At 46.4% G+C, this 13,484-nt stretch carries 12 protein-coding genes and 2 tRNA genes; 11 read left to right on the top strand and 3 right to left on the bottom strand.

Annotated features, from left to right (window positions below):
- Window positions 1–216 precede the first annotated feature (216 nt).
- The 3 genes from HMPREF2700_RS10765 to HMPREF2700_RS10775 are packed head-to-tail and all read left to right on the top strand — an operon-like array spanning window position 217 to window position 5,996.
- Window positions 217–3,060 (top strand): type I restriction endonuclease subunit R, encoded by a 2,844-nt coding sequence (locus HMPREF2700_RS10765; RefSeq protein WP_070592045.1) that lies wholly within the window; start codon window positions 217–219, stop codon window positions 3,058–3,060.
- Between the two features lie 2 nt (window positions 3,061–3,062).
- The gene (locus HMPREF2700_RS10770) at window positions 3,063–4,475 is read left to right on the top strand and encodes a restriction endonuclease subunit S (protein ID WP_070592046.1); all 1,413 of its coding nucleotides are present in this window, start codon (window positions 3,063–3,065) and stop codon (window positions 4,473–4,475) included.
- An 18-nt stretch (window positions 4,476–4,493) separates the two neighbouring features.
- A complete protein-coding gene (locus HMPREF2700_RS10775; protein WP_070592048.1) occupies window positions 4,494–5,996 on the top strand; it encodes a class I SAM-dependent DNA methyltransferase in 1,503 nt (500 codons plus the stop codon).
- Between the two features lie 202 nt (window positions 5,997–6,198).
- Here HMPREF2700_RS10775 and plsY read toward each other — a convergent pair whose 3' ends face one another.
- On the bottom strand, window positions 6,199–6,810 hold the full coding sequence (plsY, locus tag HMPREF2700_RS10780; protein ID WP_070592049.1) for a glycerol-3-phosphate 1-O-acyltransferase PlsY: 612 nt from the start codon (window positions 6,808–6,810) through the stop codon (window positions 6,199–6,201).
- 57 nt (window positions 6,811–6,867) lie between these two features.
- On the opposite strand from plsY, the gene folB reads away from it, so the two are divergent.
- The 3 genes from folB to HMPREF2700_RS10795 all read left to right on the top strand — a co-directional run bounded on the left by folB (window position 6,868) and on the right by HMPREF2700_RS10795 (window position 8,534).
- Entirely contained in the window at window positions 6,868–7,218 is a 351-nt protein-coding gene (folB, locus tag HMPREF2700_RS10785) for a dihydroneopterin aldolase (protein WP_070592051.1), read from the top strand.
- A gap of 46 nt (window positions 7,219–7,264) precedes the next feature.
- A complete protein-coding gene (locus HMPREF2700_RS10790; protein WP_070592052.1) occupies window positions 7,265–7,912 on the top strand; it encodes a nuclease-related domain-containing protein in 648 nt (215 codons plus the stop codon).
- 85 nt (window positions 7,913–7,997) lie between these two features.
- Entirely contained in the window at window positions 7,998–8,534 is a 537-nt protein-coding gene (locus tag HMPREF2700_RS10795; RefSeq protein ID WP_070592054.1) for an NUDIX hydrolase, read from the top strand.
- A 129-nt stretch (window positions 8,535–8,663) separates the two neighbouring features.
- Here HMPREF2700_RS10795 and HMPREF2700_RS10800 read toward each other — a convergent pair whose 3' ends face one another.
- The gene (locus tag HMPREF2700_RS10800) at window positions 8,664–9,302 is read right to left on the bottom strand and encodes an alpha/beta hydrolase (protein WP_070592055.1); all 639 of its coding nucleotides are present in this window, start codon (window positions 9,300–9,302) and stop codon (window positions 8,664–8,666) included.
- 40 nt (window positions 9,303–9,342) lie between these two features.
- Window positions 9,343–10,137: a polyamine aminopropyltransferase gene (locus HMPREF2700_RS10805; protein WP_070592056.1), complete on the bottom strand. Its 795-nt coding sequence runs from the start codon at window positions 10,135–10,137 to the stop codon at window positions 9,343–9,345.
- A 215-nt stretch (window positions 10,138–10,352) separates the two neighbouring features.
- On the opposite strand from HMPREF2700_RS10805, the gene HMPREF2700_RS10810 reads away from it, so the two are divergent.
- The 5 genes from HMPREF2700_RS10810 (at window position 10,353) to HMPREF2700_RS10830 (ending at window position 13,432) form a co-directional block, all read left to right on the top strand.
- Window positions 10,353–10,428 (top strand) — tRNA-Thr (locus HMPREF2700_RS10810).
- A gap of 36 nt (window positions 10,429–10,464) precedes the next feature.
- A tRNA-Thr gene (locus HMPREF2700_RS10815) sits at window positions 10,465–10,540 on the top strand.
- A 128-nt stretch (window positions 10,541–10,668) separates the two neighbouring features.
- Window positions 10,669–11,460, top strand: coding sequence for a 3-methyl-2-oxobutanoate hydroxymethyltransferase (gene panB / locus HMPREF2700_RS10820; protein WP_070592058.1), 792 nt, complete (start codon window positions 10,669–10,671; stop codon window positions 11,458–11,460).
- 119 nt (window positions 11,461–11,579) lie between these two features.
- Window positions 11,580–12,416 carry a pantoate--beta-alanine ligase gene (gene panC, locus HMPREF2700_RS10825; protein WP_070592060.1) on the top strand — a complete coding sequence of 279 codons (837 nt, stop codon included), beginning with the start codon at window positions 11,580–11,582 and terminating at the stop codon, window positions 12,414–12,416.
- 68 nt (window positions 12,417–12,484) lie between these two features.
- Window positions 12,485–13,432, top strand: a complete 948-nt coding sequence (locus tag HMPREF2700_RS10830) for a DUF4424 family protein (protein ID WP_070592062.1) — start codon at window positions 12,485–12,487, stop codon at window positions 13,430–13,432.
- Window positions 13,433–13,484: the final 52 nt, after the last annotated feature.

Raw genomic sequence — 13,484 nt, forward strand, 5'->3', positions numbered from 1 at the left:
ATAGGTATATTTAGAGGGCTTTTCTTTTTTAGAAAACTGTTTATCAGCAAATTTCTTACTGTAATTAATCCCATGTAGTAAAATCTAAAGTCAATTCTGCGATGATCAAGAAAAACAGTTCCAAAATATACAGTCATTGCAATTCTATTAATAAGGCATGGGACAGTTTTATTTTTAATTTCTTATAAAAGCTAACGAGATACCTAGGAAAAATATATGGGAAAACAAATAACCTACAACCAACATCCCGAACAGCAAGCCCGCGACATTATTGATCAAAAATTAAAGCAGGCAGGCTGGACGATACAGTCGGTGAAGCACTTTAATCCCAATAATAGTTTGGGTGTAGCAGTGCGTGAATACCCTACAGACAGCGGGCCAGTAGATTATTTGCTATTTGTTGATAGAGAGCCGGTTGCCATTATTGAAGCCAAAGAAGAAAACTTTGGCCATAAGCTCAACACAGTTGAAGAGCAAAGCGCGCGTTATGCAGATAGCGAACTCAAACATATCCCGCAAGCGGATATTGCTTTTTTATATGAAAGCACGGGCGTCATTACCCGCTTTACCAACCGCAACGATCCCGCCCCGCGTGCCCGTGAAGTATTCAACTTTCACCGCCCCGAGACATTGAAAAAATGGGCAAAAGAAGGCAAAAACACCCTGCGTGCCAAACTTAAAGCCATACCTGCGCTCAATCCCAACCATCTGTCTGCGGCTGAACTCGGCTTGCGCGATTGCCAATTAACCGCCATCGAAAATATGCAAGATTCTTTGGCAAAAGATTTACCGCGCGCCTTGATTCAAATGGCCACAGGTGCAGGCAAAACCTATACCGCCATCAGCATTATGTATCGCTTGCTCAAATACACAGGCAAACGCCGCATCTTGTTTTTAGTCGATACCGTCAATTTGGGCGAACAGGCCGAGCAGGAAATGTTGGTTTTTACCCCGTCTGACGACAACCGCAAATTTACCGAACTCTACAACGCTCAAGTTATTAAATCGCCGCACATTCCCAACGGCGTAGAAGTTTGCATTTGTACCATTCAGCGCATGTATTCCCTATTAAAAGGGGAAGATCTGGCGATACCGGATGACAGCATAGAATTGGAAGAATGGGAAAACCGCTTAAAAGAACCATTGCCCGTTGCCTATCAACCGGATCTGCCACCCGAATTTTTTGATTTTATTTTTATCGACGAATGCCATCGCTCCATTTACAACCTGTGGCGGCAAGTGCTGGATTATTTTGATGCTTATCTGATTGGCTTAACGGCCACACCGGACAACCGCACTTTTGGTTTTTTCAATCAAAACGTGGTCAGCGAATACAGCCACGAGCAAGCCGTTGCCGATGGCGTAAACGTAGGCAATGAAGTCTATCTGATCAATACCAAAATCAGCCTGGATGGCGGCAAATTCAAAGCAGAAGAGCTGGTCGAACACCGCGAACGCACCACACGCCGTAAACGCTGGCAGCAGCAAGATAGCGATGAAGACTATACCGCCAAGCAACTCGACAGAGATGTTGTCAATCCAAGCCAAATCCGCACCATTATCCGTACTTTCCGAGACCATTTGCCCGTAATGTTCCCAAATCGTCAAGAAGTGCCAAAAACCCTGATTTTTGCCAAAAACGACAGCCACGCCGACGACATCATCAAAATGGTGCGGGAAGAGTTCGGACAAGGCAACGAATTTTGCAAAAAAATCACTTACAAAGCCAAAGACGATATTGTGGGCGAGAACGGAGAAATCATTGAGCAAGGCGAAGAACCCAAAACCGTCTTGGCGAATTTCCGCAACGATTACAACCCGCGCATCGCCGTTACCGTCGATATGATTGCCACGGGAACAGATGTCCGCCCGCTCGAATGCCTGCTGTTTATGCGCGATGTCAAAAGCCGCAACTATTTTGAGCAAATGAAAGGACGCGGCACACGCACGCTTGATAAAGAAGGCTTGCAAAAAGTCAGCCCTTCCGCATCATCAGCCAAAACCCATTATGTGATTGTTGATGCCATCGGTGTTACCAAATCGCTTAAAACGGCAAGCCAACAATTAGACACCAAGCGTTCGGTCAGCTTTTCCGATTTAGGAAAAGCTGTCGTCTTCGGCGGCGCATTTGATAGCGACAGCATCAGCTCCCTAGCCGCGCGCCTTGCCCGTTTAAACAAACAGCTGGATGACGAACAACAGCAGCAGATCACCGCCATTACAGGCGGCGTCCCATTACCGCAATTGGTCAAAGACCTGTTTCACGCTATCAATGCCGATGAAATCCATCGGGCAGCTTGCGAGCAAGAAGGCATTTCCATCGATGAGACGCCGTCTGAAAAAACCGTTTTACAGATACAAAAACAGCGCGTCAAAGCCGCCACACGTCCGCTTTCCATGGAACTCATCACCACGTTGGACGACATCCGCAAACAAAACGAGCAGAAAATTGACGCCGAGATTGATGAAGTCATCCACGCAGGCTGGGCAGAAAATGATGAAACCCTGACCCAAGATTTTGCCGAATGGATACACAACAACAAAGACGAAATTACCGCCTTGCAGATTTTCTATAATCAGCCTTATCAACGCCAAGCCTTAAGCCTTGCGATGATTAAAGAGCTGGCAACCGCCATCAAAAAAGCCAAACCGAAATTGGCATTCAGTCATATTTGGCAGGCATACGCGCGTTTGGATAACGTCAGCGAACAGGTAGAAAGCGAACTCACCGCCTTAGTCAGCCTTGTTCGCCGCGTGATTGGCATTGATGACAAAATCACCCCGTTTACCAAAACCGTGCGTAAAAACTTCCAAACATGGACGTTTGAACACAACGCCCGCGCCGACAAACCGCTGACTGAAGAACAAATGCAATGGCTGACCATGATTCGTGACCACATCATCACTTCCTTTGCCATCGAAGAAAACGACTTTGAACTCACCCCGTTCAATCAATACGGTGGCTTGGGGCAAGCCTATGATGTATTGAGTGAAATTGCCGCCAACGACCAAGACTTTAACACCCTATTAGACGAGATTAACCGACAATGGACAGCATAAAAATGACCACAGAACAGCAATTGCCGAAAGGGTGGGAAAAAACGACTTTGGGGGAGATTTCTATTGTAAAAATGGGGCAATCTCCAAACGGAAAATCTTACAACAAAGAAAAAGAAGGTTATCTGCTAATTGGCGGTGCAAGTGATTTGGGCAATATATATCCATCTCCTAAACAATATACCAACGAAGCTACTAAATTAAGCAAGACCAATGACATTATTATCTGCATTCGAGCAACAATTGGACGCTTGAATTTAAGCGATAAGGTTTATTGTTTGGGACGCGGTGTTGCAGGAATTGAAGTTAATGCAAACGTTGAAGCTAAATTTATTTGGTATTCTTTAATGAATAGTGAGGCATATCTTTTAAAAAATAGCACTGGTACAACGTTTCAACAAGTTTCTAGCCCTACATTAAAAAAATTACCGATTGTTTACCCAACCAACAAAGAAACCCAACAAGCCATCGTCAATAAAATCGAAAGCCTGTTTGACGAAATCGACGAAGGCATAGGTCGTCTGAAAACCGCAGCGCAGCAAATCCAACAATACCGCCAATCCCTGCTTAAAAACGCCTTTAACGGCGAACTTACCAAAGAATGGCGCAGCAAGCACGCAGATACCTTGCCGTCTGAAAACGAACTGCTCGCCCAAATTCAGACGGCCCGCGAACAACACCACGCCCAACAGCTTGCCGACTGGCAAACAGCCGTCAGCCAATGGGAACAAAATGGAAAAGAAGGGAAAAAACCGAGCAAGCCCAAAGCACCGACACAAGCGGTCAAATTTGAAGAAAATGTTGCAGATTTGCCGAGGGGGTGGCTAGAAAGTAGTTTGGGTGATACTACAGATGTTTTTGTTGGTTCTACACCAAGTCGCAAGAATAATGAATATTGGGACGGTGATATTTCTTGGGTAAGCAGTGGTGAAGTCAATTTTTCCAATATTCTTGAGACAAAAGAGAAAATAACTAATTTAGGTCTTAGCAACTCATCTACAAATATTCATCCGATTGGAACAGTCATGCTTGCAATGATTGGAGAGGGAAAAACAAGAGGACAAGCAGGAATTCTAAAAATAGAGGCTTGCCACAATCAAAATACAGCAGCAATCAGAGTAAATAAAAAGTATTTACTTTCTGAGTACCTTTACTATTTTTTTATGTTTAATTATGAACAGACAAGACGAATTGGTTCAGGAAACAATCAAAAAGCATTAAATAAAACAATTATAGAAAATATGTTGTTTCCTATCTGTTCTCTAACGGAACAAACCCAAATCGTTGCCATTTTAGAAAGCAAACTCACCGCCTGCGACCAACTCGCCGCCGAACTTGCCAAACAACTCAAACAAGCCGAGCTGCTCAAACAGGCAGTCTTAAAAGCGGCTTTTTCAGGTAACCTTTTGGATAAATAAATTAAAGAGAAAACGAATATGACCACAACGCAAAACCATACATCAAACGCTATCGTCCAAAAGGTTTGGAGTTTCTGCCATATGCTGCGCGATGACGGCGTGAGCTACGGCGACTATTTGGAGCAGATTACCTATCTGATTTTCTTGAAGATGGCATTTGAGTACAGCCAGCCGCCCTACAATCGTGATGTCGGCATTCCGCAAGAATACAACTGGAAAAGTCTGACCGACCGCACGGGCGCGGAATTGGAAAGCCATTATCTCGCTTTGTTGCGCGATTTAAGTATGCGCAAAGGCTTGCTTGGCCAAATCTTTGCCAAGGCGCAAAACAAAATCCAAGACCCGGCCAAATTATCACGTTTGGTGGCGATGATTGATGAAACCAAATGGACACGCTTGGGCGTGGATGTGAAAGGCGATATTTATGAAGGCATTTTGGAAAAAAATGCCGAAGATACCAAATCAGGCGCGGGGCAATACTTTACGCCGCGCGCTTTGATTCAAGCAATTGTCGAATGTGTCCGCCCGCAGGTAGATACCCTGATTGCCGACCCGGCAGCAGGCACCGGCGGCTTTTTATTAGCGGCATACAGTTATTTGGAAAAACACGCCAATCTAAACACCGAGCAAAAAGCGCGGTTAAAAAACGGGACGTTTTTCGGCAATGAAATCGTCGCCAATACGCGCCGTTTGTGTTTGATGAATCTGTTTTTACACGGCATCGGCGAAATGGACGGCGATAGCCCGATTAGTTCCGATGACTCCTTGGTTGCGCCAAGCGCACGCAAAGTGGACTTGGTTTTAGCCAATCCGCCATTCGGTAAAAAAAGCAGCATGACCATTACCAATGCCGAGGGCGAAGCCGAAACCGAAGATTTTGTCTATAACCGCCAAGACTTTTGGGCAACCACTTCCAACAAACAAGTCAACTTCTTACAGCATATTTACACCATGCTCAAAAACAACGGACGGGCTGCCGTAGTCGTGCCCGATAATGTGTTATTTGAAGGCGGCGCAGGCGAAATCGTGCGTAAGAAGCTTTTGCAAATTACTGACTTGCATACAATTTTACGTTTGCCAACGGGTATTTTCTACGCGAATGGAGTTAAGGCAAACGTGTTGTTTTTTGATAACCGCCCCGCACAAGAGCAAGCGATTACCCAAGAAGTTTGGATATATGACTACCGCACCAATGTGCATCACACACTGAAGAAAAAACCGATGCAGTTGGCAGATTTACAAGATTTCATTACCTGCTATTGCCCCGAAGACCGTTCAAAACGTGTGGAAACCTATCATGCCGAAAACAATCCCGACGGACGCTGGCGTAAATTTGGTATCGATGAAATCAATCAGCGCGAAAAAACCAGCTTGGATATTTTCTGGCTGAAAGACCATTCTTTAACCGACTTGGACAATCTGCCCGCCCCTGATATTTTGGCCGATGAAATTATTGAGAATATCGAAGCGGCTTTACTGAATTTTCGCAGCGTTGCAGCGCAGTTGGAAGAACACGAATAGAAAAGCATCTGAGGTCTTGTTGATTGGTTTATCATCAAGTTGGCAAGGCTTTATTTTTTAGAAATAGTTATTGTCACTGAAAGTTTAAGGGTTATCTTGATGTTCAGTTGATTTATACGGATATTTTGCTATTTTTGAATAATACAAAAGGCCGTCTGAAAAATATACTTTCAGACGGCCTTTTATTGATTGCACTACACTTTTAAGATTTTCCGGCTTTATCTCCGATTTTACTTTCTTTGCCTTGAATCAGGTTTTGAATATTGCTTTTATGGCGGTACAACACCAATGCTGCAATGAATACGGTTGCCCATGCCCAAGAGGTGTGTGGCATCATGAAGAAGGCGAAGATGGGTGCGCAGACGGTGGCGACCAGTGCGGCGAGGGAGGAGACTTTGAAACCGAACGCCATAAGCAGCCAAATCAAGGCGCAGAGCAGGGCGGTTACGGGAGAGAGGGCGAGCAAAACACCCAATGCGGTGGCTACGCCTTTGCCGCCTTTAAAATTGAAAAATATTGGCCACATATGGCCGACCAATGCGGCAATGGCGACCAGGGCTATTGTTGCATCCGATAAATCTAAAGCATCTTGCAGACAGCGCGCCAAGATGACGGCAACCAAGCCTTTTACAGCATCGCCGAGCAGGGTCAGTGCGGCCGCTTTTTTCTTACCGCTGCGCAAGACGTTGGTGGCACCGGGGTTGCCGGAGCCGTAAGTGCGCGGATCGTCCATGCCGTAATATTTTGATACGATGACGGCAAAAGACAGGGAGCCGATAAGATAGGCGGCAATAATGGCAAGTACATTGAACATTTTGGGTGCTTTACTTAAAATGGGAATGGTTATTCTATCAAAAAAACGGACAGGCAAATGGATAAAATCTTTTTGTACGGCATGAAGGCCGATACTTTAATCGGCGTATATGATTGGGAACGTGAGCGTAAACAGACTTTGATTTTGGATTTGGAAATCAGTGTTCCCGAGCGTACGGGCATGAGCGACGATATCGGCGACACCATCCATTATGGCGAAGTATGTGAAGTCGTACGCCGCAACCTTGCCGAACAGGATTTTTTACTGCTGGAAACGTTGGCTGAACATATTGCCCAATTGATTTTAAATGATTTTGGTGCGGCCAAAGTGCGCGTCCGTATTGTGAAACCGGGCATCTTGCCTGATGTGGCGCAGGTTGGTATTGAAATTGAACGTACTCGGGAATAAATCATAAATATATAAATTTTTAGTTTTAAATAAAAAAGAAAACGTCATGATTGAACAAATATTGGGAAGTATGTCAGGTATATTTTGGATTTTTCTAATCATTATTCCTTTGCTTTTATTCAAAGCACTGTTGAGAAATCCTAAAATAAAGGGAAGCATGGGGGAAATAGCAGTTCGTTCTGTAATTGGAAAAAATTTAGATGAGAAAACTTATTTTGAGTTTCACGATTTAATTATTCCATCTCGAGATGGTACGACACAAATTGATCATATTTATGTCTCAATTTTTGGGATATTTGTGATAGAAACTAAAAATTACACAGGTTGGATTTTTGGTAGTGAAAAGCAATCTAAATGGACGCAAATCATCTATAAACAGAAACATTATTTCCAAAACCCGTTGCGTCAGAATTATGCTCATATCAAAGCATTGTCAGAACTATTGCAATTTCCTGAGGAGAAGTTTCATTCAATGGTAGTTTTCTTAGGTGATTGTGAGTTGAAATCGAAAATGCCACCCAATGTTTGCCGTATTAGGCAGGCGGCGGCTTATATTAAGAATTTTCAGACGGCCTTATTGCTTCCTCATGAGGTAGAGGCAATAGTTGCTGTATTGTCTTCAAGTGACTACCAAGCAAATAGTGAGAAGCTGCGAACACATACGGAGCGTTTGCAACAACGACATCAGCGGTAACTATTAGAGAAGTCATCCTCTGAGTTTATTTCTGTAAAATTTCAGACGGCCTTTAATATTTAATAATTTGGAAATGAGGTAAAAAATGGATTTGAAAGAAACTAAATTAAGCAGCGAGCCAATCTATGAAGGTTCTTTTGTTACCATCAGCCGCGATCGGGTGCGCCTGCCCAACGGCAATGAAAGCCAACGGGTTGTGATCCGCCATCCGGGTGCTGCGTGTGTGTTGGCGGAAACGGAAGACGGCAAAGTTGTTTTGGTGCGCCAGTGGCGTTATGCCGCTGATCAGGCAACGTTGGAATTGCCGGCGGGTAAATTGGATATTGCAGGCGAAGATCCTGCCGAATGCGCTTTGCGTGAGTTGGCGGAAGAAACGCCATATGTCGCCGACAGTGTCAAACTGTTGTACTCCTTTTATACTGCAGTCGGTTTTTGCGATGAAAAAATGTATCTCTACCAAGCGCAAGGCGTACGTTTGGGCAGCGAGTTGAGCAACGATGAGGATGAAATTACAGAAACCGTCCTGATGAGCAAGGACGAGGTGCGCAATGCATTGGCAAACGATGAAATCAAAGATGGTAAGACTTTGATTGGTTTGCAGTATTGGTTGACTCAGAATTGATATGTTAAGCAGAAAATCCTTTATGGATTTCTGAATACTTGAGCCTGATATTGAGATAATAAGGTTTCATACAAACAGGGCCGTCTGAAAAAGCTTTCAGACGGCCTTGTTTTATTTTGTAGCCGGATTTTAACCTAATAAAGCCGGTGCAAACCGTGTAATCGTATCGCGCAAAACGATGAGTTTGCCGTGGAAGAAGTGGGACGAACCGGCAATGGTGACAACAGGCAGGCCTTGTGGTTCTGCCCATGTCAGGACTTTGTTGATTTCGACGACTTCGTCTTCCGCGCCATGAATCATCAATGTTTTGGCGACATCGGGAACGTCGGATGGTTCCGGTCGGTCGGTGTAGTGATGGACGGCGGCGCCCATCAGCAACAGCAAATCAGGCGTGCGCGCTTGTGCGGCAAAGGTGGAAACGTAGCCGCCGAATGAGAAACCGGCCAGGACGAATTGCGGCGCGTCAGGATGTTGCGCGCGGGCGTAGTCGATAACGGCAATGCAGTCTTGCGTTTCGCCGCGACCGTAGTCGTGTTCGCCTTCGCTATTGCCTACGCCGCGCAAATTGGGCAGGTAGCAATGGAAACCGAGCTGGCTGAGGGCTTTGGCAGCGGTTTGGATGACTTTGTTGGTGTTGGTGCCGCCTTGCAGGGGATTGGGGTGGTTGATGACGGCAACGCCGCGGGCGGAGTCTTGTGTGCTTGGCAGGTAGATGGTTTCCAGCAAACCGGCCGGGCCGGGGATTTGAATGATGTCGGGTTTGAGCATGAGTGTGTCCTTGTTTGTTTTTCAGACGGCCTGAAGCGGTTTACAGATAAAAATTCTTGCCGTTGTTTTGATTGTTGGCTTTCAAATCAGCAAGCATCCGTTTGAAGTCCAAGCCGTACTTTTCGCTTAATTTTTCGGCGCGTTTTTTCAGGTTGTCGAGATTTTGTTCTTTAGGGCTGCTTTGGAATGCCATGACCGCTACGTTGCCGTGGCTTTCTGCAGGCAGCTCGAGTACGCGGCCGTCAAAGACGTTGAGCAGGCGTTCGACAAAGCGTTGATAACGCTGGTCGCCACTCCACCAGTTGGTGACAAATACGCCGTCGGGAGAGAGGGCATTGCGGCAGTCTTGGAAGAAGGGTTCTTCTACCAAAGCATCAATAATCTGTTCGCCGTCAAAACCATCTACCAAAATTACATCGGTATTGTGGCGGAACACTTTAATATATTCCGCACCATCTGCCTCGATAATTTCAAAATTTTCGCCTTCGTGCGGCAATTCAAACAGGCTGCGTGCCACGGCGATGACTTGCGGATTGATGTCCACGGCGGTTTGCTTAGTGTGGGGCAGATAGCTGTCTATCCAACGGGCAAACGAGCCGCCACCTAAGCCGATTTGGGTGATGTGTTTCGGCGGGGTTTCTGCAAACAGCAGCCAACCCATCATGGCGCGGCTGTACGACAACACCAGCTCGGACGGATGATCGACATTCATGGAGCTTTGAATGGTGTCGCTGCCCAAGTGCAGGGAACGGATATTGCCTTCTTCGGAAATGCCGACTTCGGGCAGATGGGATTTGGCTGGGCGCAGGCGGCGGTAAGGATGGCGGGGTGGCATGGGTGCAGACGAAAGATGTAAAAGGCGTTATTTTAACAGAAACAATGATGTTTTGCGCTGGGGCGGTTTTCAGACGGCCTTTGTGTGTGTTGGATGGAAAGATAAGGCAGGGATTTAATTTTCTTTAAAATCATTGGTTTTTATAATTTCGTGAGTAACTTTGTTTTAAAATGCTTGCCAAAATGGGAACTTATCGGCATAATGCCGACTTCCTTGCCGGTATAGCTCAGTTGGTAGAGCACCTGACTTGTAATCAGGGGGTCCCGAGTTCGACTCTTGGTGCCGGCACCAGTTAAAGACTGATGGTGCCGCAAAGCATTTCAGTAAGCCGGTATAGCTCAGTTGGTAGAGCACCTGACTTGTAATCAGGGGGTCCCGAGTTCGACTCTTGGTGCCGGCACCAATTAAAAGCCCGATTGTGAAAGCAGTCGGGCTTTTTGCTTATGCTTTGATATTTTAAAAGCAGACCTTATAATACCGCGTTTCCATTACAACAAAGGGCTGCCCGTCAGGCGGAACACACAAAACACCATGATTACCGTAAACACTTTGCAAAAAATGAAAGCAGAGGGCGAAAAAATCGCCATGCTGACCGCTTATGAATCCAGCTTTGCCGCGCTGATGGACAATACCGGAGTAGATGTATTGCTGGTCGGCGATTCTTTGGGCATGGCGGTGCAAGGTCGTCAGTCCACTTTACCGGTGAGCTTGCAGGATATGTGCTACCACACTGAATGTGTGGCTCGCGGTACTAAAAATGCCATGATTGTCAGTGATTTGCCGTTTGGCGCGTATCAGCAGAGCAAAGAGCAGGCATTTGCGGCGGCGGCAGAGTTGATGGCGGCCGGCGCGCATATGGTCAAGCTCGAAGGCGGTGTCTGGATGGCGGAGACCACTGAATTTCTGCAAATGCGCGGTATCCCTGTTTGCGCCCACATCGGCCTGACTCCGCAATCCGTGTTTGCATTCGGCGGCTATAAAGTTCAAGGCCGCGGCGACAAGGCAGAAGCGTTGCTCAACGACGCTAAAGCACATGATGCGGCAGGTGCGGCAATCGTATTGATGGAATGCGTTCCTGCAGAGTTGGCGAAAAAAGTGACCGAGACAGTTTCTTGCCCAACCATCGGTATTGGCGCAGGCGTGGATTGCGACGGTCAGGTTTTGGTGATGCACGATATGCTCGGCATTTTTCCCGGTAAAACCGCCAAATTCGTGAAAAACTTTATGCAGGGCAAAGACAGCGTTCAAGCTGCGGTCAAAGCCTATGTGGACGAAGTCAAAGCAAAAACGTTCCCATCTGTCGAACATACGTTTGCCGGATAAAATAAAAACCAGGCCGTCTGAAACTTATTTCAGACGGCCTTTTTGATGAATAAAAGCGTATAATCGGCGCGTGATTTCCGTTGATGAAGCGGCGGAAAAGATAAAGGATTTTTCAAACCATGCAAATCATTCATACGATTAAAGAATTGCGCGAGTGGCGCAAAACTGCCGGAAAAGTGGCATTTGTGCCGACCATGGGCAATCTACACGAAGGCCATCTTGCGCTGGTGCGCGAAGCGAAAAAACGTGCCGATAACGTTGTGGTCAGTATTTTTGTCAACCGCCTGCAATTCGGACAAGGCGAAGATTTCGACAAATATCCGCGCACTTTGCAGCAAGATGCCGACAAATTGGTGGGCGAAGGCGTTGCCGTCGTGTTCGCGCCTGATGAAAAAGAGCTGTATCCGAATGTGGAACAGCGTTTCAATGTTGAGCCTCCGCATTTGCAAAACGAATTGTGCGGCAAATTCCGTCCGGGCCATTTCCGCGGCGTGGCGACCGTTGTGACCAAGTTGTTCAACATCGTTCAACCCGATACCGCCTGTTTCGGCAAAAAAGACTATCAGCAGCTGGTGATTATCAAAGGCTTTGTCGAAGACTTGAATTTCAATATCGAAATCGTCCCGGTCGACACCGGCCGCGCTTCAGACGGCCTGGCACTTTCCAGCCGCAACCAATATTTGAGCGAAGCAGAGCGCGCAGAAGCGCCCCGCCTCTATCAAGAGTTGCAAAACATTGCCGCCGCCTTGAAAAACGGCAATCTGGATTACGCTCAGCTTGAAGCCGAATGTATCCGTCGTTTGACCGATGCCGGCTGGGTGGTTGATTACGTTGAAATCCGCCATGCACACAACTTGGCAGTGGCTCATGTTGGCGATAAAGAATTGGTGGTGCTTGCCGCCGCCCGTTTGGGTACCACGCGCCTGATTGATAATTTGGAAGTGGCTTTGGCTTAAAACCAAGCTTCTGGTAAAGGCCGTCTGAAACTTGTTTTTCAGACGGCCTGTTTCAAAGGGGTTAAATCATGAAACAAAAAGCTTTAATCTTGCTCCTTCTGCTGGCTGGGGTCGCTCATGCCAATGACAGTATGGGTACGGTCAGCACAAGCGGCATCAAATATCTGAAAAATCCGCATATCGATATGCAGAGCGAAGATTTATACATCAGCGAACACCAGATTCGCGTGCATTACCGGTTTAAAAACACCTCCTCGCAAGACCTTACCGAAACCGTCCTTTTCCCTTTGCCGATTGTTCCTGCTTTCACCGATTCCGACTTTGCCGACACCAAAGGCTTGGTTAACAGCTTCCGAATTTACGCCGACGGCAAACCTGTCCGCTCGCAAGCCCACGTCCGCGCCTATTTTGAACGGAGTAACGGCTCGCTGGTGGACGTGACCGCCGATTTGAAAAAATGCGGTTTGAGCGATCAGGAACTGATGCACCCTTGGACGAAAAACAAAGATGCCGAAAAGCTCAATGAGAAAATTCGTACTTGTAACTCGCCCAAAATCAAATCCTTGCTTCCAGCCAGCGAATCAAACATAGTGGGCTGGACGTCTTGGTCGTCGCAGATTATTTACAGCTGGAAGCAAACCTTTAAAGCCAACGCTGTAACCGAAATCAAACACCAATACACCCCGTTGGTTGGCGGCAGCTTCCTGCCTTCGCTCAAAGCCAAAGACAGCAAAGCATTCATAGATGAGTACTGTATGGATGAAAACTTCCTTAAAAACTTTAAAAATGTGAAAGAAGAAAAGGTCTATCACCATTTGGGCTATATCCTGACCACAGGTGCCAACTGGGCAAAACCCATCGGTAAATTCACCCTGACCATAGACCGCGAGCCCAATACCGTGATTTCACTCTGCTGGGACAAATCCCTGCGCAAAGTAGGGCCGAACCGCTTCCAAGCAGTCAAAGAAAATTTCCTGCCGAAGAAAGATTTAGACATTATTTTCGTTTATAACTAATTTTATTTGGCACACATAAAAGGCCGTCTGAAAGCTTATTTAGGTTTTCAGA

It is taken from the genome of Neisseria sp. HMSC068C04, from assembly GCF_001810105.1.
GTDB classification, from domain to species: Bacteria; Pseudomonadota; Gammaproteobacteria; order Burkholderiales; family Neisseriaceae; genus Neisseria; species Neisseria flavescens_B.

What these genes read in the sequence shown, in the direction of transcription:
- HMPREF2700_RS10765 (WP_070592045.1), top strand. Translation starts at nt 217, where the DNA reads ATGGGAAAACAAATAACCTACAACCAACATCCCGAACAGCAAGCCCGC.
- HMPREF2700_RS10770 (WP_070592046.1), top strand. Translation starts at nt 3,063, where the DNA reads ATGACCACAGAACAGCAATTGCCGAAAGGGTGGGAAAAAACGACTTTG.
- HMPREF2700_RS10775 (WP_070592048.1), top strand. Translation starts at nt 4,494, where the DNA reads ATGACCACAACGCAAAACCATACATCAAACGCTATCGTCCAAAAGGTT.
- plsY (WP_070592049.1), bottom strand. Translation starts at nt 6,810, where the DNA reads ATGTTCAATGTACTTGCCATTATTGCCGCCTATCTTATCGGCTCCCTG.
- folB (WP_070592051.1), top strand. Translation starts at nt 6,868, where the DNA reads ATGGATAAAATCTTTTTGTACGGCATGAAGGCCGATACTTTAATCGGC.
- HMPREF2700_RS10790 (WP_070592052.1), top strand. Translation starts at nt 7,265, where the DNA reads ATGATTGAACAAATATTGGGAAGTATGTCAGGTATATTTTGGATTTTT.
- HMPREF2700_RS10795 (WP_070592054.1), top strand. Translation starts at nt 7,998, where the DNA reads ATGGATTTGAAAGAAACTAAATTAAGCAGCGAGCCAATCTATGAAGGT.
- HMPREF2700_RS10800 (WP_070592055.1), bottom strand. Translation starts at nt 9,302, where the DNA reads ATGCTCAAACCCGACATCATTCAAATCCCCGGCCCGGCCGGTTTGCTG.
- HMPREF2700_RS10805 (WP_070592056.1), bottom strand. Translation starts at nt 10,137, where the DNA reads ATGCCACCCCGCCATCCTTACCGCCGCCTGCGCCCAGCCAAATCCCAT.
- panB (WP_070592058.1), top strand. Translation starts at nt 10,669, where the DNA reads ATGATTACCGTAAACACTTTGCAAAAAATGAAAGCAGAGGGCGAAAAA.
- panC (WP_070592060.1), top strand. Translation starts at nt 11,580, where the DNA reads ATGCAAATCATTCATACGATTAAAGAATTGCGCGAGTGGCGCAAAACT.
- HMPREF2700_RS10830 (WP_070592062.1), top strand. Translation starts at nt 12,485, where the DNA reads ATGAAACAAAAAGCTTTAATCTTGCTCCTTCTGCTGGCTGGGGTCGCT.